We start from the raw sequence: 22,126 nt of genomic DNA, 5'->3' as shown, positions 1-22,126 counted from the left end.
ACCGAATCGAGCGAGCAGATGGGTGAAACCCCTCACCGCTCGGCCGACGCCGGCACCGGTGGGACGCGCGTGACCCAGAGTCACGAGTGGCCCGCCGGTGCCTCGGCGCGTGTGGCCGAGGCACCAGTCAGCACCCGTTTCCCGGGCGGCACCGGGCTGGGCGGCGGCGGCGACACGCTGCCCCGAAACCGGAAGTTCGGGGCCGAGCGGGCCTTCCGTGGCCTCACCCTGGCTGCCGGAACGACAGTGTTGGTCATCATCGTGGCCATCGCGGTCTTCCTGATCGCGAAGGCGATCCCGGCCCTACGCGCCAACTCCGCGAACTTCTGGACCTTCGAAGGCTGGTTTCCGAACGACAACCCGCCCACGTTCGGCATCGGCGCTCTCGCCTTCGGCACCGTGCTCACCGCCACCCTGGCGCTGCTCATGGCCGTACCTGTGGCAATGGGCATCGCGCTCTACCTCTCCCACTACGCTCCGCGCAGGCTTGGCAACAGCCTCGGCTTCCTGATCGACCTGCTGGCTGCCGTACCCAGCGTGGTGTTCGGCCTCTGGGGTCGCGACTACCTCATCGGCCCGGTGTCGGACCTCTCTGTCTGGCTCAACAAGTACTTCAGCTGGATCCCGATCTTCGGCGGCGACGGCCCCTACGGCAACTCGATCCTGCTCGGTTCTCTGGTACTGGCCATCATGATCCTGCCGATCGTCACCTCGCTCACCCGCGAGGTGTTCCTCCAGACGCCGAAGGCCAACGAGGAAGCCGCCATCGCCCTGGGCGCCACCCGTTGGGAGATGCTCCGCACTGCGGTGCTGCCGTACGGCCGTCCCGGCATCATCGCCGCGGTCATGCTCGGCCTGGGCCGAGCGCTGGGCGAGACCATCGCGCTGGCGTTGACCCTCGGCTCCACCTACGCCATCTCGTTCAACCTGCTCGAGTCCGGTGGTAACACCATCGCGGCCAACATCGCCAACCGATTCGCCGAGGCGAACGAGACCGGTCGGGGCGCCCTGATCGCCTCCGGCCTCGTGTTGTTCGCGATCACCTTGATCGTCAACATCATCGCGCGGGCGATCATCTACCGCCGCCGGGAGTTCACGGAGTCCGCCGCATGACCACAACCGTCACCTCCCACCGCACCCGGCCGCCGGCCCAGCCGGCTTCACTGCGGGCCCGGCGGCTGCCCTGGTACGCCGCACCGGTCATCGCCGTGGCGGCCCTCGCACTCTCCGCCGTGATCGTTTACGGCGGAGACATCGGCGGCCCGGTCCTCGTCGTCGTCCTCGGCGCGATCCTCTACCTGGCCGGGCTCTTCGCTGCGGCCAACGTGGTCGAGGGGCGTCGATCGGCCCGCAACCGTACCTGGAGCGCGCTGATCCACTCCGCGTTCGTGCTGGCGGTGCTGCCGCTCATCTCGGTCGTCTGGACGCTGGTCAGCAAGGGCACCGAGCGGCTGGACGGCAACTTCTTCCAGACCTCGATGAACAACATCGGGGCCCGGGACGCCAACGGCGGCGCGTACCACGCGATCATCGGCACGCTGGAGCAGGTCGGCATCGCCACCCTGATCACCGTCCCGCTCGGCATCCTCTGCGCCATCTACATCGTCGAGTACGGGCGGGGTCGGTTCGCCTTCGCGATCCGGTTCTTCGTGGACGTCATGACGGGCATCCCGTCGATCGTCACCGGCCTCTTCGTGCTGGCGTTCTGGGTGCTGATCGTGTCGCCCTGGTTCAACGACGGCCGGCCGAGCTTCTCCGGCTTCGCCGCCGCGCTGGCCCTTGCCGTACTGATGCTGCCCACGATCGTCCGGTCCACCGAGGAGATGCTCCGCCTCGTGCCGGCCCCCCTGCGCGAGGGCGCATACGCGCTCGGCGTACCCAAATGGAAGACGATCCTGCGGGTGGTCCTGCCGACGGCACTGCCCGGCATCGTCACGGGCGTCATGCTCGCCATCGCCCGCGCGGCCGGCGAGACCGCGCCGGTGCTCCTGGTCGCCGGCGGCGGCGCCGCGATCAACTTCAACCCCTTCGAGAACAACCAGTCGTCGCTGGCCCTCTTCGTCTACCAGCAGGCCGGCGAGGCGTCGAAGTATTCGCCGGCACGGGCGTGGACCGCGGCACTCACCCTGGTCGCCCTCGTGCTCATCCTGACGATCGCGGCGAAGCTGCTGGCCCGTCGCAACAGGCTCAGCCGATGAACCCCGGAGGTACCACCATGGCCAAGCGCGTCTCCGCCTCGAACGTCACCGCGTACTACGGCGGCTTCAAGGCGATCGAGAACATCAACCTGACCGTCGAGCCGAAGACCGTCACCGCTCTCATCGGGCCGTCCGGTTGCGGCAAGTCGACGTTCCTGCGGTCGATCAACCGGATGCACGAGGTGCTGCCGGGGGCCCGCGTCGAGGGCAGCCTGACCATCGACGACCAGGACATCTACGACCGGGACGTGGACGTCACCGCGGTCCGGCGCACGATCGGCATGGTCTTCCAGCGGCCGAACCCGTTCCCGACCATGAGCATCTTCGAGAACGTGGTGGCCGGGCTGAAGCTCAACGGGGTCCGCAAGAAGTCGATCCTGGAGGACGCGGCCGAGAAGGCCCTGCGTTCGGCGAACCTGTGGGACGAGGTCAAGGACCGCCTCGGCAAGCCGGGCGCGGGCCTCTCCGGCGGTCAGCAGCAGCGGCTCTGCATCGCCCGGACCATCGCGGTCGAGCCGCAGGTCGTGCTGATGGACGAGCCCTGCTCGGCCCTGGACCCGATCTCCACGCTGGCCATCGAGGACCTGATGTTCCAGCTCAAGGACAAGTTCACGATCATCATCGTGACCCACAACATGCAGCAGGCCGCCCGGGTGTCGGACCGGACCGCCTTCTTCTCGATCGAGAAGACCGGCGACCCGGGCCGGCTGATCGAGTACGACAACACCCAGAAGATCTTCAGCAACCCGAGCGTGAAGAAGACCGAGGACTACATCACCGGCCGCTTCGGCTGAGCCGCCGGACTGCACTCGACGACGCTGGCGGCGGGCTCAGCTCAGGACGAAGCGGGGCTCGCCGTTCGGCGGCAGGTCCAGGCGTGGGGTGACGGGGGTGGCGGCGTCGCGATCCGCCGCCGCGCTTGCCACTCCCGCCAGGTCGCCGGCCGCCGCAATCTGGGCCAGCGTTACCAGGGTCGGTGGCAGCATGGTCAGCTCGCCGGCCTGGGCCCGGGCCAGCGCGTCCGCCGGCCGGATCCACAGCGTGTGGTCGGCCTCGCCGGAGACGTCGCGGGTCCGCTGTCCGGCCGGCAGCAGGGCCACGAAGAAGTACGTGTCGAAGCGGCGCGGCTCGAACTCCGGAGTGATCCACCGGCTCCAGGGCAACAGCAGATCAGACCGCAGGGTGAGTCGGCGGTCGGCGAGCAGTGCGGCGAAGCCCAGCCGACGCCCCTCCAGGTCCTGCCGGGCCGTCTCCCAGTCGTCTCCGCTGACGTCACCCACCACCGTCGCCGGGCCGGGCCCGGCGAGCAGCACACCCGCCTCCTCGAAGACCTCCCGGGCGGCAGCGCAGACCACCGCCTGGGCGGCGTCCGCGCCCACTCCGAGCCGCCCCGCCCAGTCGGTCGGCGTCGGCCCAGCCCAGTCCAGGTGCGCGTCGGAGTCGGAGCGGTCCACCCCGCCGCCGGGGAAGGCGTACATCCCGCCGAAGGTCATGGCGGCGACCCGGCGGATGACGTACACCTCGAAGTCGGTGTCGGTCGGACGCAGCAGCAGCACGGTGGCCGCGACCCGCGGCGTCGCCGGGCTGCCGCCCTCGGCCTGGAACCGGCGGGCGTGCTCGACCAGGGCGGCCGGCGCGGCGAAGCCGTCGCTGTCGATCGTCATGCCCGCGAGCCTAGTGTCCGGCCCCGCTGTCGCCGGGCGAGCGTCAGGCGACGAGGCAGCCGGCTCGGTGCGACCGGTCGCCGCCGCGAGCGTGATGACTGTGTGGCATCAATATGCCGCACAGTCATCACGCTCATCGCGGCGTCAGGCCCGGGACCACCGCACCGCTGGCCGAGCAGAGACGGGCTGGGCAGCAGCGGGCCGTTCAGCTGGCTCGGCTAGCGTTCGACGCATGACTCGTTGGGGCATCCTGGCCACCGGCCACATCGCCAGCCGTTTCGCCGAAGACCTCCGGCTGGTGCCGGACGCCGAACTGGTCGCGGTCGGCTCCCGCTCCGCCGACAGCGCGCGGCGGTTCGCGGACACGTACGGCGCGCAGCGGGCGTACGGCTCCTGGGTGGAGCTGGCCGCCGACCCTGAGGTCGACGTGATCTACGTGGCCACTCCGCACGCCGCGCACCACGAGGCGGCGCTGACCTGCCTGACCGCCGGCCGCGCGGTGCTGCTGGAGAAGCCGTTCACCCTCGACCTGGCCACCAGCACCGAGCTGGTGGACACCGCCCGCGCCGCCGGGGTCTTCCTCATGGAGGCCATGTGGATGCGGACTAACCCGCTCATCCTCCGCGCGGTCGAGCTGATCGCCGAGGGCGCCATCGGCACGGTGCGCAACGTGCGGGCCGACTTCGGGGTGGCCGGGCCGTTCCCGCCGGAGCACCGGATGCGCAACCCGGCGCTGGGTGGGGGCGCGCTGCTCGACCTGGGGATCTACCCGATCAGCCTGGCGCACCTGCTGCTGGGCGTGCCGCAGCACATCCGCTCCTGGGCGCACCTGGGCCCGGAGGGGACCGACGAGAACACCGGCATCCTCCTCGGGTACGACAGCGGGGCAGTGGCCACGCTGAGCTGCGGCATGGTCGGCGCGAGTTCGTTGGCCGCCTCGATCACCGGCAGCGCCGGCCGTATCGACCTGCCGGAGCCGTTCTTCCGGCCGGCCTCGCTGACCCTGTACCGGGACGGCGCCGAGCCCGAGACGATCACCGCCGAGGAGGCCGGCAACGGCTACCAGTACGAGGCGATCGAGGTGGGGCGCTGCCTGGCCGCCGGGCTGACCGAGAGCCCGCTGGTGCCGCACACCACGACCCTCGAGGTGATGACCCTGCTGGACACGGTCCGGGAGCAGATCGGCGTGCGTTACGAGTGAACGCGAAACGGCCCCCGGACAGCCGGGGGCCGTTTCGGGCACGCGGACCGGTCAGCCGAAGAGCGGCCGGACCAGCAGGTAGGTGACGCAGGCGATCAGCGCGGCCGCCGGGAACGTGATGATCCAGGCGATCACGATGTTGCCGGCGACGTTCCAGCGGACCGCGGAGAGTCGCTTGGTCGCGCCCACGCCCATGATCGCCGAGGTGATCGTGTGGGTCGTGGAGATCGGGGCCTTGAGCACCAGGGCGTTGAAGTAGAGCACCGCGCTGGCCACCGTCTCGGCGGCGAAGCCCTCCGGCGGCCCGAGGTCGATGATCTTACGACCGAGGGTGCGGATGATCCGCCAACCACCGGCGTACGTGCCGAGGGCCAGCATGGTGGCCGAGGTCCAGAAGACCCAGCCCGGGATGTGGGTCTTGCTCTCCTGGAAGCCGCCGGTGTAGAGCGCCAGCACCACGATGCCCATCGTCTTGGCGGCGTCCTGCATGCCGTGGCCGACCGACATGGCGGCGGCGGAGACGGTCTGCGCGTGGCGGAAACCCCGGTTGAGCTTGCCCGGCTGACCCTTACGGAACAGCCAGAGGATCGCCAGCATCAGCAGGTAACCGAGGGTGAGGCCGACGATCGGCGAGAGCACCATCGGCAGGATGACCTTCTCGCCGATGTTGCCCCACTGCACGATGCCGCCGCTGGACAGCAGGGTCGCGCCGACCAGGCCGCCGAAGAGCGCGTGCGAGGACGACGACGGCAGGCCGAAGTACCAGGTGATCAGGTTCCAGGCGATGGCGCCCAGCACCCCGGCGAAGACCACCCCGAGGCTGCTCACCCCCGTGGGGAGGGTGACCAGGCCGTCGCCGACGGTCTTCGCGACGCCGGCGCCGAAGTGGGCGCCGATGAAGTTGCCGACCGCGGCGAGGCCGAGGGCGATCCGGGGTGTCAGCGCGCGGGTGGAGACGCTTGTCGCGATCGCGTTGGCGGCGTCGTGGAAGCCGTTGGTGTAGTCGAACGCCAGGGCCACCGCGATCACCGCCAGGACGGCGATGAGTTCGGTAGACACCGGTTCAGGACTCCTTGACCGCGATGGTCTCGACCGTGTTGGCCACGTGCTCGAAGGCGTCGCAGGCGGCTTCCAACTCGTCGGCGACCTCCTTCATCTTCAGCACCGTCAACGCGTCGTACTCGCCGGAGAAGAGCCGGACGAGGAGCTGCCGGTTGATCCGGTCGCCCTCGTTCTCCAGCCGGTTGCACTCGATCCAGTAGTCCTCGAGATCCTTCATCGACTGCAGCCGGGGCATCGCCTCGGCCGTCAGCTTGGCCTGCTGGTCGAGCACGTTGACCATCTCGTGCAGTTCGCGGGGCAGCGCCGGCAGCTCGGTGAGCCCGTACAGGTAGAGCAGGTCGCCGACCGCCTCCAGGTGGTCCATCACGTCGTCGAGCAGCGAGCCGAGCCGGTAGATGTCCTCCCGGTCGAAGGGCGTGATGAAGGTCGAGTTGATCTTCTTGTAAAGATCATGCGTGATCTGGTCGCTGTCGTGCTCGACCTCGGTCAGTCGCTCGCTGACCGACTGCACGTCGACACCGGGCAGGGCCAGTTCGTTCAGCAGCGTGGTGCCCCGGACCAGGTTCTGCGCGGCCCTGGTGAAGAGCTCGTAGAAGGCGCCCTCGGTGGGGCGGAAGGAAAACTTCACAGCACAGACCTCGTCGCGTCGGTGGAAGGGTGGCGGCGTCCGTGGGCGTCCGCTCGGTGAATGCTAGGAAACGCCAGATCCGCAAATTCGCCGGCCCACCCCTGGTCGGACCACATTCACCGCTCGTTCACCTAGTGTTCATCTCGGGCGTCCCAGCCGTCCCCGCTCCCCCAGCAGCCAACCGCTCGCGCTCGTGCGCCACGTCGAAATCGGCAGGCGGATACCCCAGCCGGAGCGTGTCGAACGTCTCCTTCAGCAGATGGGCCACCGCCCAGTCCCGGTACCACTTACGGTCCGCCGGCACCACGAACCACGGCGCGGCGTCCGTGCCACACCGGCTCAGGGCCTCGGCGTACGCGGCCTGGTAGTCGTCCCAGTGCGACCGGGAGTCGACGTCCGACGGGTTGTACTTCCAGTGCTTACGCGGGTCCGTGAGCCGTTCCAGCAGCCGCTCGCCCTGCTCGGCGTACGAGATGTGCAGCATCACCTTGATCACGGTCACGCCGTCCTCGGTCAACTCCCGCTCGAAGGAGTTGATCTCGTCGTACCGGGCCCGCCAGATCGCCTCCGGCACCAACGCGCCGACCCGGGCGATCAGCACGTCCTCGTAGTGCGACCGGTTGAACATGCCCACGTACCCCGCAGGCGGCAACTCCCGGCGGATCCGCCACAGGAAGTCGTGTTGCAACTCCTCCTCGGTCGGCGGCCCGAACGAACGGATGTGCAGGCCCAGCGGGTTCATCGCGCCCGCCACCCGCTTGATCGTGCCGTCCTTGCCACCGCAGTCCATCGCCTGGAGCACCAGCAGCACCCGGTGCGCGGGGCGCGTCGACCCGGCCTTCGCCATCGCGAACAGCATCTCCTGCTGGCGGCCCAACTCCTCGCCGATCAGCTCCACCTGCGCGCGGGCCCAGGTCTTGCGGCGTTCGCCCATCTCCTCGGCGGCCGGCAGGCCGGGCGTGGACCGGGGATCGATCGCGGCGAGATCCACCGGAGCGGTGACCCGCAACAGATCCCGCACGGACCCACCGCGCGGCGTCACGATCCGACCGCCCTGCTCCTGCCGGGATTCGCTCATCTGAGGATCATCGCCCACCCGCGCGCCATCCGCCCGGCGAGCCCGACGCGCCGGCTCAGACCACCAGGGCCAACCACTTGCGGTACGAGGTGGCGAACGGTTCGGTGCCGTCGCCGAGAGCGCCGTACAACCACCGGGCCGCCGCCTCGGCCTCGACCACCACGTCGTCCGGGTAGCCGAAGCGGGCCCGGTGCTCGGCGAACTCGTCCTCGTCCAGCAGCTCCACCACACCGGTGGCCCGCCGGCGGACCACGTCCAGGTCGAGATCGATCAGGTGGACGGTGTCGTCGGACTCCCAACGGGCCGGGGTGGCGATGTCGCAGTAGACCTCGCTGGTGCGCGGCGGGGGGTTGAACATGCACGTCCACCAGGCGTGGTGCGGCACCAGCAGGACGAAGGGGATCTTCTCCACCGACGGCCGGCCGTGGTAGACCGACTCGGTGCCGAACGGGACGCCGAGCCAGACGCCGAGGTCGTCCTCGGCGAGGCGGCGGGCCGGGTAGTCGCGGTGGGCGCTGCCGTCGTACTTGCGGTAGATCACTCGGACCACGTCGCTCGGCATGATTCGCACCCTAACCGATAGCGCCCACACGTCGTAGTGCCGCCGTAACCGGACGACGCCGGCCCGCCGGCACACGCCACGCGGGCGGATGGGCGCGGTCGGTGTCGGCGGCGACGGGTACCGTCGCACGGTGACTCCGCCCCGCACCGCCACCGGTTCCGCCACCCCCTCGGCCCGTGGCGCGGGCCGGCGGCGGGGCACCCGGCCCAGCGGCACGGAGCTGCTCGCGGCGGCGGTCGGCGCGGTCCCCGGCGGCACCGCGCGGCCCGGCCAGCAGCAGATGACCACCGCCATCGAGGATTGCGTGACCAGCGGCGAGCACCTGCTCGTGCAGGCCGGCACCGGCACCGGCAAGTCACTGGCCTATCTCGCGCCGGCCCTCACCGTGGACGGCCCGGTGGTGGTCTCCACGGCCACGCTGGCGTTGCAGTCCCAACTCGTCGACCACGACCTTCCCCGACTGGCCGACGCGGTCGAGCCGCTGCTCGGCCGCCGGCCCACGTTCGCGGTGCTCAAGGGTCGCCACCACTATCTCTGCCTGGCCCGACTGGACAACTCCACCGCCGACGAGCCGGAGGACACCCTCTTCGACGCCCCGGCCGCCCGCCCCGGCGGCGGCACCAAGTGGCTCGGCGAGGCCGGCCGGCTGGGCAAGCAGATCGAGCGCCTGCGTGACTGGGCCGAGAAGACCGACACCGGCGACCGCGACGAGCTGGACCCGGGCGTCGACGACCAGGCGTGGCGGCTGGTCTCCATGCCGTCGCGGGAGTGCGTCGGCGCGGCCCGCTGCCCGTTCGGCGCGGAGTGCTTCGCCGAGGCGTCCCGGGCCCGCGCCCGCGAGGCCGACATCGTGGTGACCAACCACAGCCTCCTCGCGGTGGACATGCTGGCCGAGCGGCACATCGTCCCGCCGCACAAGCTGCTGATCGTCGACGAGGCGCACGAGCTGGCCGACCGCGTCTCCTCCGCCGCCCAGGCCGAGCTGGTGCCGGAGATGATCGACCGGTCCACCCGGCGGGCCCGCCCGCTGCTGCGCCCGGAGACGGCCGACGCGCTCGTCGCCGCCGGTGACGCCCTCGCCGTCGGGCTGGCCGAGGCGCCGGCCGGTCGCCTCACCGCCGGTCTGCCGACACCGTTGCGCGAGGCGTGCACCCTGCTCGACTCGGCCACCCGCGCCGCCCTGGACGCCATCGGCGACATCAAGTCCGACGACCCCGATCCGGTGCGCAAGCAGCAGGCCAAGGCCGCGATGGACGACCTGTCCACCACCGCCCAACGGCTCCTCGAAGAGGCCGACCACGACGTGGCCTGGGTGGAGAAGAACGACAGCGGCAACCGACGGGCACTGGTGGTCGCACCGCTGTCGGTCGCCGGCACCCTCGCCGCCCACCTGTACGACGAACGCACCGTGGTCGCCACCTCGGCCACCCTGGCGCTCGGCGGCCGGTTCGACACGGTGGCCCGCGCCCTCGGCCTGGACGCGCCGCCGGTTCCGGCGTCGCCCGCCGCCGCCGCGCAGGCCGCCCGCACCGGCGCGGGCCGCCCGGCCGCCGAGACACCGGGCCGCCGGCTGGCCGACGCCACCACCATCCCGGCGACCGAGGGACCGGGCTGGCGCTCGCTGGACGTGGGCTCGCCGTTCGACTACGCACGGCAGGGCATCCTGTACGTCGCCGCGCACCTGCCCCGGCCCAGCGTCTCCGGGCTGCCCGACGCGGCCGGTGAGGAGCTGCTCGGGCTCGTCGAGGCGCTCGGTGGTCGTACTCTGGGGCTCTTCTCCTCCCGACGGGCCGCGACGCAGGCGGCGGAGCTGCTGCGCGCGCGGACCGACCTGCCGGTGTTGTTACAGGGCGAGGAGGCGCTGCCGCTGCTGGTCCGCCGGTTCCGCGAGGAGCGGTCGAGCTGCCTGTTCGGGGTGATGTCGCTCTGGCAGGGGGTGGACGTGCCGGGCGACGCCTGCCAGCTCGTGGTCATCGACCGGCTGCCCTTCCCCCGGCCCGACGAGCCGCTCGCGGCGGCCCGCGCCGCCGCCGTGGACGCGGGCGGCGGCTCCGGGTTCGCCGCCGTCAGCGTGCCGATCGCCGCGGTACGCCTCGCGCAGGGCGTGGGCCGGCTGATCCGAGCCACCGGCGACAAGGGGGTCGTCGCGGTGCTCGACTCACGCCTGGAGACCGCCCGAGGCTACGGACCCTTCCTGCGCCGTTCCCTGCCCCCGTTCTGGTACACGACCCGCCCCGAGGTGGCCCGCGGCGCCCTGAAGCGCCTAGCCACCACGTAAAAGCCCGCGCCCCGGACTCGGGCCCCGAACTCCGCGCCGATCTTGCAGTTTCGGTTGCCGATATGGTGCTTTTGGGCCCTATTGTCACCACCGAAAGTGCAAGATCGCGGAGTCCGGGGGTGGGGGCGGACGGTCAGGGGGCCTGCGAGGCGACGACCACGGCGTCGGGCGGGGTGTCGGGGACCGTCCGGGCGACGAGGCGGCGTACCGCGGTGTTCAGCACCGCGATCAGCGGGACGGAGACCAGCGCGCCGGTGATGCCCGCGAGCACCACGCCGGCCGCGATCCCGATGATCACCGCGAGCGGGTGGATGGCCACCGCCCGGCCCATGATGATGGGCTGGAGCACGTGCCCCTCGACCTGCTGCACGCCGATCACGGCGCCCAGGATGATCAGCGCGGTGACCGGGCCGCTGTCGACAAGTGCCACCAGCACGGCGACACCGCCGGAGAGCGCCGCACCGACGATCGGGATGAACGCGCCGAGGAACACCAGGGCGGCCAGCGGGAAGGCGAACGGCACGTCGAAGATGACCAGGAAGATGCCGATGCCGACGGCGTCGATGAAGGCGACCAGCACGGTCGCGCGGACGTACGCGACGAGGGTCTGCCAGGCGGCCCGCCCGGCGTCGTCGACCTTCCAGCGGGCGGCCACCGGCAGCAGCCGGACGACGAAACGCCAGATCTTGTTGCCGTCGCGCAGGAAGAAGAACGTCGCGAACAGCACCAGCAGCGTGCCGGTCAGCACCTCCGCCAGCGTCGCCGCGGTGCTCAGCGCGCCGCTGGTGAACTTCGAGGTGTTGTCGTTGATCCAGCCCTGCGCCTCGTCGATGTACCGGTCGAGCTGGGTGTCGGACAGGTGCAACGGGCCCGTCTTGAGCCAGTTCTGGATCTGCCGGACGCCCTGCGACGACTTCTCGCTCAGCTCCGGAACGCCCCGGATGAACTCGTTGACCACCAGGGTGAGCGTGCCGATGACCGCCGCCAGACCGCCGACCAGCACCACGGCCGTCGCCAGCGAACGGGGCAGCCGGGCCCGCAGCAGCCAACCCACGGCGGGCGCGAGCAGGGCCGAGAGCAGCAACGCGATGGCCAACGGGATGATCACGATCCGGACGGTGCCGACGATCCGGAGCAGCGCCCAGGCCACCACACCGATCACGATCAGCCGCCAGCACCAGGCGGCGGCGATCCGCAGGCCGTGCGGCACGTCGGCGTCGTCCCGGCTGGACGTCGAGCTGTGCAGGTCCACCGGGGGCTCCGCTCCGACGACCGTGGCCTGCGCCGGGGCGGCCGGCCCGGGGACGGCCGGCGAGGCGATGCCGGGCGTCTCCGGCGCGTCGCTCGGGGTCTCCTGGGCGGCGCGTACCGACTTCTTTTCTGACTGGTAGGCGCGGCGCAGCCGCCCGCGTACCCGCTCGAAGCGGCTCAAGCGCACCTCCTGGCAGAAGAATCGTCCGCCCACGGCGACAGGTCGGACAGCATACGTCCGTTCCCGACACCGTAGGGCAGTTCCGCCACACAATGCCCGCACGACCATGGGCGTAACCACCGGCGGACGGTCAGCTGCGACACGGTAGCGTCTGCCCCGTGACCGCCGACCAGGATCTCGACTCCGGCCTGCCGATCCGCCTGCTGCACGACCGCGTGCTGGTGCGGATGGAGGGCAGCGAGGGCGAGCGTCGCTCCACCGCAGGAATCGTCATCCCGGCGACCGCAGCGGTCGGCAAGCGCCTCGCGTGGGCCACCGCCGTGGGTGTGGGGCCGAACGTCCGCGCCATCGTCTCCGGCGACCGGGTGCTCTTCGACCCCGACGACCGCTCCGAGGTCGAGCTGCACGGCCGCGGGTACGTGCTGCTACGCGAGCGCGACGTGCACGCCGTGGCCGCCGAGCGGATCGAGAACGACCCCACCGGCCTCTACCTGTAGCCGCCCCGCCCCGGGCCCGACCGCTTCGTTTGTCGGACCGTACGCCGGGAAGCCAGCCGGCGACCGTTGCCCTGGGGAGGGACGATGCCGGTATTCGTGAAGAAACTGCTGACCTGGGGCAGCGTCGCGTTCCTGATCTACTTCATGGCGTTCCGGCCGGACGGCGCGGCGCAGTTGTTCAAGGGGATCGGGGCGGCGTTGATCGCCATGGCCCAGGGACTCGGCGACTTCCTCACCACCCTGATGACCTGACCCCGCCGGCCGCGCCGCGAGACCGCCCGCCCGCGCTCAGGCGTTACCGGGCGGCCACGGCGCGGCGGGGCGCAGGCCGTGCCAACCGGGCGGCGGATAGTTGCCGACCGGGGGCGGCGGGGCGAGCACCACCGGAATGGGCACCACCGGCTCGTCGGGCGCGGACACCGATCGCTGCGTGCCGTCCGGAAAGCGCAGGTGGTACTGGCTACCGTCCCAGACACCGACCGGGGCCTGCGGGTCGCGGCCCACGAAGTACGACCGGTACGCGGTGATCGCCTCCAGGAGCTGCCGCTCCTCGACGGCGGTCCGTTCCCGGTCGGACGGCTTACGGTCCAGACCGCGCAGCGTCCCGTCCCGCAGCAGGGCCAGCCGGGTCGCGGCGAGCTGGTACCCGCGCATGGCACGCGCACCGGCGTCGCCGCCGACGCGGCGTGCCCAGCTCCGGGCGGCGTGCCGACGACCCAGGCTGCTCAGGGCGGCCACCTCCGGTGGGCTCAACCAGCCGGCGCGTACGTAGTCCGGCAGCGTCCGTTCGGTGAGCCGCCCTTCCCAGGCGCGCAGCCACACGGCCAGCCCGACCACGCCGAAGAACACCGGCACCATCAGGCCCAGGAAGCCGTACAGCATGATCACGGCCTCGCCGGTGGCCTGGGTGAGCGTCGGCAGCAGGTTCCACGTGCCGTGCAGCATCATCGCGAGCAGCAGGCCGGCGATCGGGGCCAGCACCCGGACCCGCCGGTCGGCGCTCCGGGAGGCCACGCCGAGCCCCACGCCGGTCATCGAGGTGAAGAGGGGATGGGCGAACCCGAACAGGAGGATCCGCACGATGAAGATGGCGATCACCTGTTGGGTGCCGGTCGCCGGGCCGTACCGGTCGGCACCGGCCGCGTAGCCGTACCCGCCCAGGTAGAGGATGTTCTCCACCATGGCGAAGCCGACCGCGGAGAGCCCGCAGTAGACCAGGCCGTCGGTGATCCCGGACCACTCCCGGCGGCGGAACACCAGCAGCAGGATCGGGCCGAGCGCCTTGGTCAACTCCTCGATGAACGGCGCCACCAGTACGCCGGTCAGCGCGTCCGGCAGCCCCCAGTCGGCGAATCGTCCGGCGGCGAACTCGTTCACGTTCAGCGAGGCGGCGGTGGAGACGAACGCCCCCCAGGCGAAGCAGAAGACCAGGTATTTCAGGGGTTCCGGTTCGTACCGGTCGAGCCAGAGGAAGCAGGCGACCAGCACCGGAACCGGCAGGATCGCGGCGCCCACCCCGATGAGCAGCGCGTCGAGGCCGAGCGACTGACCGAGGCGGACGACCATGAAGACCGCGCACGCGGCGATGAGCAGCACCACCCCGGCCAGCACCAGGAACCGCAGCCAGCCGAAGCGGCGCGGCGGCATCCCGGGTGACGTGCCGGCGGGCGGAACCGCGGGCGGGTGCGGCGGCGACGGCAGGGGTGCACCGGGCGGGGTGTCGGCCATGCGGTCAGCGTAGCCATCCCCCGCCGGCTGGTCCGGTCGCATCCACAGCCGCTATGCTGCCGGCAGGTCACGAGCGCCAGCGTCAAGCCCCGGCTTGCTGGCCGGCAACCCTCGTCGAGTTCGCGGTGGGGTGCCCCGGGTGATGACCGGGCCCAGCCCGATCGGCGTGCTGGGCAAGCGCGGACCCCGTCCCGATGCCATACCCGGGGTCCCTGACCCCGGAGGTTCCGGCGTGTCCGTCACCCTCGTACCCTCGCTGCCCAGCCTGCCCGCTCTCGCGTCCCCGCCGTCGGCGGCGCTCGACGTGCTGGGCGTGCCCGGCGAGATCAACCTCGACTACGCGGCCACCGCGCCGTGCGCGCGGGCCGCGGCCGACGCGGTCACCGAACTGCTGCCCTGGTACGCCAGCGTGCACCGGGGCGCGGGAGCGCTGTCGCGGCGCTGCACGCTGGCCTACGAGCGGGCCCGGCAGACCGTCGGCGACTTCCTCGGCGCGGGCGCCGATGACCACGTGGTCTTCACCCGCAACACCACGGACGCGCTCAACCTGCTGGCCCGGTCGTTGCCGGCCGGCACGACGGTGGTCACCTTCGCCGGTGAGCACCACGCGAACCTGCTGCCCTGGCCGCGCGGCTCGGTACGCCTGCCGGTACCCGCCAACCCGGCCGGGGCGGTACGCGATCTCGCCGCCGCGCTGACCGAACTGCGCCGCGACAGCAACCCCGCGCTGCCGGTGCTGGTCGCGGTGACCGGGGCGAGCAACGTGACCGGTGAGCTGTGGCCGGTCGCCGAACTGGCCCGGGTGGCCCACCGGCACGGCGCCCGGATCGTCCTCGACGCGGCGCAGCTCGCCCCGCACGTCCCGGTCGACAGGCGCACGCTCGACGTGGACTACCTGGCCGTCTCCGGCCACAAGCTGTACGCCCCGTTCGGCGCGGGTGTGCTCGTCGGCCGGGCGGACTGGCTGGACGCGGCCCCGCCGTACCTCGCCGGTGGCGGGGCCACCAGCCACGTCGGGCCGGCCACCCACGACGTGACCTGGGCGACCGGTCCGGCCCGGCACGAGGGCGGCACCCCCAACCTGCTCGGCGCGGTGGCGCTGGCGGCGGTGTGCGCGGCGTTGACCGACGCCGACCGGGTCGCGCTCGCCGCCCGCGAGCAGGCGTTGCTGGCCCGGCTCCGCGCCGGCCTCGCGGCCCTGCCGCACGTCGTGGAGTTGCGGACCTTCGGCCCGGACGCGCCCCGGGTCGGCATCGTGTCGTTCGTGGTCGCCGGCCAGGACTCGGCCACGGTGGCCGCCCGGCTCGCCGCCGAGCACCACATCGGCGTACGGGACGGGTTGTTCTGCGCCCACCCGCTGGCCCGGCGGCTGCTCGACGAGGCTGCCTCGCGTACCGGCCGGAGGGATCTGCCGCCGACCGCGCTGCGTGCCAGCATCGGTCTGGGCAGCACCGCCGCCCAGGTGGACCGGCTCCTTGCGGCGCTCGCCGAGCTGGCCTGAGGCGCGTTCTCAGCCGACTGGCGGGGCGGTGGGTGGCTTCGGCGCGTCGCCCGGCTCGGCGGGCTCACCCACCGGCCGCTCCTGGTCCCCGAAGGAGGTGCGGATGCAGCGGTTCGCCTCCTCCTGCTCAATGCCGGAGGCCACCAGCAGGTCACTGGCCGTGGTGCGGATCTGGGCGATCACGACGCTGCCGGAGAAGCCCACCCCCTCCCCGTACGCGCGGCCGGCCTCGCTGACGGCCCGCAGCGACCGCTCCCGCGCCTTCTGCGGCTCCTCCCCCGCCGCGAACTCGTGTTTGAGCAGCCGGACCGACTCGGCGAGGTGGCCGATCGCGTCCGGCATGGGGTCGGGCACCGGCTCGTCGTCCTCGATCAGGGTGACGGACCGGCGGATCAGGGTGCCGGAGTTGCGCATCGCCCGGTCGATCGGGTCGGCCGCCTCCGCGTAGTGGACGAGTTCGTCCCGGCGGTGCCAGCGGGCCGGCGACAGGGTGGCGGTCTCCTTGGCGCCCTCGATCGCCTCGCTCAGGGTGGCCAGCTCGTCCTTGTTGTTGCGCAGCCGTTCCAGCGCCCGCTGGATGGTGGCGCGGTCCCCGGAGCGCAGGCCGTCGGCGGTGGCGTCGAGCTGCGCCGCGAGCAGGTCCAGCGCCGGCCGGGCGGCCCGGTTGATCACCCGGAGCGGGTTCAACGGCAGCAGCACCGCCGTCACCAGCAACGCGACGCCGCCGCCGAGGAACGCGTCGACGAAGCGGGGGATCTCCAGATTCTGGGTGGACGGGCTCAGCGTCACGATCAGCACCGCCGTGGCCGCCGCCTGGATGACGATGGCCACGCTCGCCCCGGCGAAGATGGTGAGCAGGATCGCCACGGTGACCACCAGACCGAGCTGCCACGCGCCGGTGCCGAGGAAGTAGATCAGCAGATCGCCGACGGCCACCCCGACGCCCACCCCGACGATCAGCTCCACGGTCCGGCGGAACCGCTGACCCACCGACGCGGCCAGGGTGCCGACCGCGGAGATCGGCGCGAAGACCGGCTGCGGGTTGCCGAGCACCTTGTGCGAGACGAGGTACGCCAGGCCGGCCGCCAACCCGGCCTGGACGGCGAGCCCACCGGCCATCCGCACCCGGTGCAGCCGGTCGTGCAGGGTGGCCCGGCTGCGATGCTTGAGTTGCTCGGTGGCCTCGGCGATACGCGCTCCGTCGACGTCCACCAGTCCGTCGCGCAGCGGCACACGCCGCACCGTCGGAGGTCTCTTGTCCCGGGCCACCGCCATGGGCGCGACTACCCGTGGCAGACCCGCTGAATCCTCCCGCCGGCGCGCGGTGCGGACGAATGCGGCAGACTCGGACGGTGGCCGATCTGCTGGAACGGTGGCGGGCGGCGGTCCGCGCCGCCGGCGCGGAAACCGACGAGCACGCGACTCTGGCCGGTGAGCGGCTGCTCGCCCGCTGGCGGGAGCCGCACCGGCAGTACCACACCGTCACGCACCTGGCCGCCGTACTCGATGTGGTGGACCGCCATGCCGGGCTGGCCGAACGGCCGAACCTGGTCCGGTTGGCAGCGTGGTGCCACGACGCGGTCTACGACCCCCGGGCCGCCGGTGACGCCAACGAACGGGACAGCGCGGAACTGGCCGGGAGCCTGCTCACCGGGCTCGGGGTACCCGAACCCGCGGTGGCCGAGGTCCGTCGGCTGGTCCTGCTCACCGCCGGGCACCGGGTGACGGCGGACGACGACGACGGCGCGCTGCTCTGCGACGCCGACCTCGCCGTGCTGGCCGGCCCGCCGGCCGCCTACGACCGCTACGCGGCGGCCATCCGACGGGAGTACGCGCACGTGCCCGACCCGGCCTTCCGCACCGGTCGGGCCCGCGTTCTCACCGGGCTGCTGGAACTGCCCGCGCTGTTCCGGCTGCCGCCGCTGGCGCAACGGTGGGAGGCCTCGGCCCGCGACAATCTTCGTCGTGAGCTGGTAACTCTCACCGGGCCGGCGAACCGCTGAGGTGCTTCGGGCGGCGCAGCCCGGCGTCGCGCAGCAGCCGGACCAGTTCCCGGCTCGGCACCACCCGGGCGCCGAGCCACACCGCCGCCGCGAACCGATCGGCCGGAATGTCGTAGTGGTCCCGGTCGAAAGCGCGTCGGGGTGCGCCCAAGGCCTCCGCGAAGGCGTGCAACTCGGCGTAGGAGACATCGCTGATCAGGTGCGACCAGAGCCGACCGCGCCACGGCCAGGCAGGCCGGTCCAGGTAGAGCATGTCGCCAAAGCTAACCCGCGTTGATGACCGCTGACACACGGCTTAGCCTCGGCGGCATGGCCCCCACCGGACTCCTCGACGACCTGCGCGCCGCCCTGGGCGAGAACGCCGTGCTCACCGACCCGGACCTGCTGCGCGGGCACCAGCGCGACGAGGCTGACCTCTGCGTCGCCGGCGTACCCCTCGTGGTGACCCGTCCCCGGACCACCGAGCAGGTGGTCGCGGTGGTCCGCGCGGCGGCCCGCCACGGCGTACCGGTCGTGCCGCAGGGCGCGCGAACCGGGCTGGCCGGCGCGGCTAACGCGGTGGACGGCTCGGTGGTGCTCAGCACCGTCGCGATGGACGAGATCCGGGAGATCGACCCGGTGAGCCGCATCGCGGTCGTCCAGCCGGGCGTCGTCAACGCCGCGCTCGCGGCGGCGGTCGCGAAGCAGGGCCTCTGGTACCCACCGGACCCCGGCTCCTGGGAGTCGTCCACGATCGGCGGCAACGTGGCCACCAACGCGGGCGGCATGTGCTGCGTGAAGTACGGCGTGACCACCGAGTACGTGCTGGGCCTGGAGGTGGTGCTCGCCTCCGGTGAGGTGCTGCGCACCGGCCGGCGTACCGCCAAGGGGGTGGCGGGCTACGACCTGACGCGGCTCTTCGTCGGCTCGGAGGGCACCCTCGGCGTGATCACCGAGGTGACCGTGGCGCTACGGCCCGCCCCGGCCGACTCGTTGACCCTGGTGGCGGTCTTCGGATCCACCGCGGCGGCGGGCACGGCGGTGGCCCAGATCGCCGCGCGGGGCCTCACCCCCAGCCTGTTGGAGTTGCTGGACCAGACCCACCTGCGGGCGATCGAGGCGTACCGGCCGATGGGCCTGCGGACCGACGCGCAGGCCCTGCTGCTGGCCGCCGCCGACACCGGTGACCGGGCCGCCGACGACCTGGCCGCCGTGGCGCAGGTGTGCGAAGCGGCCGGCGCCGAGGAGGTCTACGCGGCCACCGACGGGCTGGAGGCGGCGGCGTTGTTGCAGGCCCGTCGACTGGCCCATCCCGCGATGGAGAAGTTCGCCGCCGACACCCACCCCGGAGGCAGCGGCGGCCTGGTGATCGACGACGTGGCCGTGCCGCGCGGTGCGCTCGCCGCGCTGCTCGACGGGGTGGCCCGGATCGCGGCGGAGTGCGAGGTGCCGATCGGCGTGGTGGGGCACGCCGGGGACGGCAACATGCATCCGAACATCGTCGTCGACCGGGCCGACCCGGAGAGCGTGCAGCGAGGTCGGCGGGCGTTCGACGAGATCATGCGCCTCGGTCTGGACCTGGGCGGCACCTGCACCGGCGAGCACGGCGTGGGCCTGCTCAAGCGGGAGTGGTTGGCGCGGGAAATCGGCCCGGTCGGCGTCCGGGTGCACCAGGCGATCAAGTCGGCGCTGGACCCGGCCGGTCTGCTCAACCCCGGCAAGGTGCTCTGACGGGCTGTGCTCAGCCCTTGACCTCGGCGGGCGTGGCCTGGGTGAGCAGCAACAGGATCTCGCCGGCCACCGGCGGGCGCTCCTCACCCGGGCAGTCCTGCGAGGAGATCAGCCCGGACGAGGTGAGCAGGCTCGACGTGAGCGCGTCGATGCAGGTGGTCCGGTACCGCCGGGCCTGGTCGGTCTCCTCGGCGAGCCGGGGGTCGGCGAGCAGCACCTGCAGCCGCTCGGTCTGCTCCGGCGCCAGCCGGCCGCGGGAGGTGACCCCGTCACCGGCGCAGTCGAGGCACTGCCACGAGCCGTCCCGCTCGACGCTCAGGGTGCGCAGCGGAGCGTCCGCTCCGAGGCGTTGGAGCAGACTGACCTGCCCCTGGGCGACCGTCGTGGGGACCTCGGGGGTCGATTGGCCGGCCGCCGAGCCGGCCGGCGGAGGGGCGGCCGGCGTCTCGGCGTCGTCGCGACCGAGTAGCGAACACCCGGCCAGGGCACCGACGAGCACCACGGCGAGAACGGGGGCGAGCAGAAGGGGGCGCGCGCGGTACAGCACGCGCGGAAACCTACCCCACCGTAGGTAGCGTTCGAAACCACCATCCGGGCCGCTATAGCTAGTTACCCATCGGTAGCGTTACATACCGGTCATCTCGCCGTGGGTCGCAGCTCCGCCTGATCGTCGCCACCCCGGTCCGCGGCGTACCCCCGGGCGTCCGGCACGCCGAGTCGCGCGGCGTCCGCCCCGGCGTCATCCGGCATGAGCTGGGACCGGCGCTCCGCCTCGACCCGCGCGCGGTAGTGCTCGACCTCGGCGGCCCGGGTGGCCGCGTCCCACCCCAGCACCGAGCCCATCAACTCGGCCGCGTGCTCCGCCGACTCCAGGCCACGGTGACTGGTCTCGAACGAGATCCGGGTACGTCGGGTCAGCACGTCCTCCAGGTGCAGCGCCCCCTCGGCCCGCGCCGCGTAGGCGACCTCGGCCGCCAGGTACTCCGGAGCGCCGGCCAGCGGCGACGCGAGCAGCGGCTCGGCGTCGACAAGCGCCAGCAGGTCGAGGGTGAGGCTGCCGTACCGCTCCAGCAGGTGCTCCACCACCCCCACCGGAACGCCGTGCCGCCGGGCCAGGTCGGCCCGGTCCCGCCACAGCGCCGCGTACCCGTCCGCGCCCAGCAGCGGCAGGTCGGCCGTCCGCGACGCCCGGCCGCCCCCCAACCGGCGTACGGCCCGGTCGACCACGTCGGAGGCCATCACCCGGTACGTCGTGTACTTGCCACCGGCCACCAGCAGCAGCCCGAGCATCGGCTCGAACACCGCGTGTTCCCGGGACAGCTTCGAGGTGGAGTCGGCCTCCCCGGCCAGCAGCGGGCGCAGCCCGGCGTAGACGCCCTCGATGTCGGCGGTCGTCAGCGGCCGGTCCAAGACGGTGTTGACCTGCTGCAACAGGTAGTCGATGTCGCGTGCCGAAGCGGCCGGGTGGGACCGGTCCAACCGCCAGTCGGTGTCCGTCGTACCGATGATCCAGTGCCCGCCCCACGGGATGACGAAGAGCACCGACGTCGCCGTACGCAGGATCAGCCCCGTCTCCCCGGTGATCGCCGAGCGGGGCACCACCAGGTGCACGCCCTTCGAGGCGCGCACCCGGATGCCGGGCCGCAGGCCCACGTCGTTGAGCATCCGGGACATGTCGTCGCTCCACACGCCGGTGGCCGCGATGACGGTGCGGGCCTGCACCTCGAACTCCGCGTCCGGCGAGCCGGGCGGGGCCTCCAGGTCGCGGACCCGGACACCGGTGACCTCCCGCGCCTGGCGGATCAACCCGACGGCACGGGCGCTGCTCACCACCGTGGCGCCGAGGCTGGCCGCGGTGCGGGCCAGGGTGACGACCAACCGGGCGTCGTCGACCTGCCCGTCGTAGTAGCGGATCGCGCCGGCCAGGGTGTCGGCACGCAGGCTCGGGAAGATCCGCCGAGCGCCCTCCCGGGTGAGGTGCCGGTGCAGTGGCATGCCCCGGCCACCGCCGAAGAGACCGGCGAAGGCGTCGTACGCGGCCACGCCCGCGCCGTAGTACGAACGGCGGAAGACGCGCGCCGGCAGGTCCCGCAGACCCCGGCCGGCGGGCAGCGGCACGAGGAACGGCACCGGACGGACCAGGTGCGGCGCGAGCCGGGTCGCCAGCAGACCGCGCTCGGTCAGCGCCTCGTGGACCAGATGGAACTCCAACTGCTCCAGGTAACGCAGCCCGCCGTGGATCAGCTTGCTGGATCGGCTCGACGTGCCCGACGCGAGGTCGCGCGCCTCGACCAGGGCCACCTTCAGGCCCCGGGACGCCGCGTCCAGGGCGGCACCGGCACCGGTCACCCCACCCCCGATGACCAGGACGTCGAAGCGTTCGGCGCGGAGTCGGCGCAGGTCTGCCGCACGACGGATCGGCGAGAGCTGCCCGGCGACGGACCGGGAGACATTGGGATCACGCACTCATCCACCGTAACCGCCGTACCAGCCGGTCGACACGTGCCGCCAGCTCCGCCCCGCCCGCGTTCCACCTCGACCGGCCGCAGATCTCGGACAGTTCCCGTTGGCGGCCACCGGGAAG

The 22,126-nt window shown here is 72.3% G+C and carries 21 protein-coding genes and 1 riboswitch; of the genes, 10 read left to right on the top strand and 11 right to left on the bottom strand.

All coding sequences use genetic code 11. The features are described 5' to 3' along the window. Positions 1-18: 18 nt before the first annotated feature. The 3 genes from pstC to pstB are packed head-to-tail and all read left to right on the top strand — an operon-like array spanning position 19 to position 2,992. Complete coding sequence (gene pstC / locus AB0I89_RS20695; RefSeq protein WP_357128991.1) at positions 19-1,113, top strand: phosphate ABC transporter permease subunit PstC; 1,095 nt, start codon at positions 19-21, stop codon at positions 1,111-1,113. Beyond that, positions 1,110-2,198, top strand: coding sequence for a phosphate ABC transporter permease PstA (gene pstA, locus AB0I89_RS20690; RefSeq protein WP_357128988.1), 1,089 nt, complete (start codon positions 1,110-1,112; stop codon positions 2,196-2,198). Before pstC ends, pstA begins: the two co-directional genes overlap by 4 nt. 17 nt (positions 2,199-2,215) lie before the next feature. Then, a complete protein-coding gene (pstB, locus tag AB0I89_RS20685) occupies positions 2,216-2,992 on the top strand; it encodes a phosphate ABC transporter ATP-binding protein PstB (RefSeq protein WP_099848932.1) in 777 nt (258 codons plus the stop codon). A 36-nt stretch (positions 2,993-3,028) separates the two neighbouring features. Here the strand turns inward: pstB and AB0I89_RS20680 are convergent, their stop codons facing one another. After that, positions 3,029-3,862 carry an NUDIX hydrolase gene (locus AB0I89_RS20680; RefSeq protein ID WP_357128985.1) on the bottom strand — a complete coding sequence of 278 codons (834 nt, stop codon included), beginning with the start codon at positions 3,860-3,862 and terminating at the stop codon, positions 3,029-3,031. A 232-nt stretch (positions 3,863-4,094) separates the two neighbouring features. Between AB0I89_RS20680 and AB0I89_RS20675 the strand changes: the two genes are divergently transcribed. Further along, a complete protein-coding gene (locus tag AB0I89_RS20675) occupies positions 4,095-5,063 on the top strand; it encodes a Gfo/Idh/MocA family oxidoreductase (protein ID WP_357128982.1) in 969 nt (322 codons plus the stop codon). A gap of 51 nt (positions 5,064-5,114) precedes the next feature. On the opposite strand, the gene AB0I89_RS20670 is transcribed toward AB0I89_RS20675, so the two are convergent. The 4 genes from AB0I89_RS20670 to AB0I89_RS20655 all read right to left on the bottom strand — a co-directional run bounded on the left by AB0I89_RS20670 (position 5,115) and on the right by AB0I89_RS20655 (position 8,393). Continuing rightward, positions 5,115-6,122, bottom strand: a complete 1,008-nt coding sequence (locus tag AB0I89_RS20670; RefSeq protein ID WP_357128979.1) for an inorganic phosphate transporter — start codon at positions 6,120-6,122, stop codon at positions 5,115-5,117. Positions 6,123-6,126: 4 nt separating this feature from the next. After that, positions 6,127-6,753, bottom strand: coding sequence for a DUF47 family protein (locus AB0I89_RS20665; protein WP_355050883.1), 627 nt, complete (start codon positions 6,751-6,753; stop codon positions 6,127-6,129). 127 nt (positions 6,754-6,880) lie between these two features. After that, positions 6,881-7,831, bottom strand: a complete 951-nt coding sequence (locus tag AB0I89_RS20660) for a PPK2 family polyphosphate kinase (RefSeq protein WP_357128975.1) — start codon at positions 7,829-7,831, stop codon at positions 6,881-6,883. Between the two features lie 55 nt (positions 7,832-7,886). Continuing rightward, positions 7,887-8,393 (bottom strand): DUF402 domain-containing protein, encoded by a 507-nt coding sequence (locus AB0I89_RS20655; RefSeq protein ID WP_357128972.1) that lies wholly within the window; start codon positions 8,391-8,393, stop codon positions 7,887-7,889. Positions 8,394-8,481: 88 nt separating this feature from the next. Here AB0I89_RS20655 and AB0I89_RS20650 point away from each other — a divergent pair, with 88 nt between their 5' ends. After that, complete coding sequence (locus AB0I89_RS20650) at positions 8,482-10,671, top strand: ATP-dependent DNA helicase (RefSeq protein ID WP_357128969.1); 2,190 nt, start codon at positions 8,482-8,484, stop codon at positions 10,669-10,671. A gap of 133 nt (positions 10,672-10,804) precedes the next feature. Here AB0I89_RS20650 and AB0I89_RS20645 read toward each other — a convergent pair whose 3' ends face one another. Beyond that, positions 10,805-12,103 (bottom strand): AI-2E family transporter, encoded by a 1,299-nt coding sequence (locus AB0I89_RS20645; RefSeq protein ID WP_357128966.1) that lies wholly within the window; start codon positions 12,101-12,103, stop codon positions 10,805-10,807. Positions 12,104-12,261: 158 nt separating this feature from the next. Here AB0I89_RS20645 and AB0I89_RS20640 point away from each other — a divergent pair, with 158 nt between their 5' ends. Together AB0I89_RS20640 and AB0I89_RS20635 are read left to right on the top strand one after the other, a co-directional pair. Then, positions 12,262-12,600 carry a co-chaperone GroES gene (locus tag AB0I89_RS20640; protein ID WP_357128963.1) on the top strand — a complete coding sequence of 113 codons (339 nt, stop codon included), beginning with the start codon at positions 12,262-12,264 and terminating at the stop codon, positions 12,598-12,600. Positions 12,601-12,684: 84 nt separating this feature from the next. Further along, a complete protein-coding gene (locus AB0I89_RS20635) occupies positions 12,685-12,852 on the top strand; it encodes a hypothetical protein (protein ID WP_355050889.1) in 168 nt (55 codons plus the stop codon). Positions 12,853-12,888: 36 nt separating this feature from the next. Here AB0I89_RS20635 and AB0I89_RS20630 read toward each other — a convergent pair whose 3' ends face one another. Beyond that, entirely contained in the window at positions 12,889-14,370 is a 1,482-nt protein-coding gene (locus AB0I89_RS20630) for a PrsW family intramembrane metalloprotease (RefSeq protein ID WP_357128960.1), read from the bottom strand. 23 nt (positions 14,371-14,393) lie between these two features. Further along, a riboswitch (SAM riboswitch) is annotated at positions 14,394-14,514 on the top strand. A gap of 70 nt (positions 14,515-14,584) precedes the next feature. Here AB0I89_RS20630 and AB0I89_RS20625 point away from each other — a divergent pair. Further along, positions 14,585-15,829 (top strand): aminotransferase class V-fold PLP-dependent enzyme, encoded by a 1,245-nt coding sequence (locus AB0I89_RS20625; RefSeq protein ID WP_357129248.1) that lies wholly within the window; start codon positions 14,585-14,587, stop codon positions 15,827-15,829. Positions 15,830-15,838: 9 nt separating this feature from the next. Here AB0I89_RS20625 and AB0I89_RS20620 read toward each other — a convergent pair whose 3' ends face one another. Next, entirely contained in the window at positions 15,839-17,041 is a 1,203-nt protein-coding gene (locus AB0I89_RS20620) for an FUSC family protein (RefSeq protein ID WP_357129244.1), read from the bottom strand. A gap of 140 nt (positions 17,042-17,181) precedes the next feature. Here AB0I89_RS20620 and AB0I89_RS20615 point away from each other — a divergent pair, with 140 nt between their 5' ends. Then, positions 17,182-17,832: a metal-dependent phosphohydrolase gene (locus AB0I89_RS20615; RefSeq protein WP_357128957.1), complete on the top strand. Its 651-nt coding sequence runs from the start codon at positions 17,182-17,184 to the stop codon at positions 17,830-17,832. Here AB0I89_RS20615 and AB0I89_RS20610 read toward each other — a convergent pair. Then, positions 17,810-18,085 carry a DUF4031 domain-containing protein gene (locus AB0I89_RS20610; RefSeq protein WP_357128955.1) on the bottom strand — a complete coding sequence of 92 codons (276 nt, stop codon included), beginning with the start codon at positions 18,083-18,085 and terminating at the stop codon, positions 17,810-17,812. The genes AB0I89_RS20615 and AB0I89_RS20610 overlap by 23 nt on opposite strands. 56 nt (positions 18,086-18,141) lie before the next feature. Between AB0I89_RS20610 and AB0I89_RS20605 the strand changes: the two genes are divergently transcribed. Beyond that, on the top strand, positions 18,142-19,542 hold the full coding sequence (locus tag AB0I89_RS20605; protein WP_357128952.1) for an FAD-linked oxidase C-terminal domain-containing protein: 1,401 nt from the start codon (positions 18,142-18,144) through the stop codon (positions 19,540-19,542). 10 nt (positions 19,543-19,552) lie between these two features. Here the strand turns inward: AB0I89_RS20605 and AB0I89_RS20600 are convergent, their stop codons facing one another. After that, on the bottom strand, positions 19,553-20,089 hold the full coding sequence (locus tag AB0I89_RS20600; protein ID WP_357128949.1) for a hypothetical protein: 537 nt from the start codon (positions 20,087-20,089) through the stop codon (positions 19,553-19,555). A gap of 89 nt (positions 20,090-20,178) precedes the next feature. Next, positions 20,179-22,008, bottom strand: a complete 1,830-nt coding sequence (locus tag AB0I89_RS20595) for a glycerol-3-phosphate dehydrogenase/oxidase (protein WP_357128946.1) — start codon at positions 22,006-22,008, stop codon at positions 20,179-20,181. Positions 22,009-22,126 lie beyond the last annotated feature (118 nt).

The organism is Micromonospora sp. NPDC049801, from assembly GCF_040656575.1.
GTDB lineage: Bacteria > Actinomycetota > Actinomycetes > Mycobacteriales > Micromonosporaceae > Micromonospora.
Note: the sequence above shows the minus strand (reverse complement) of the source record. Positions and strands in the feature narration are given on the sequence as shown.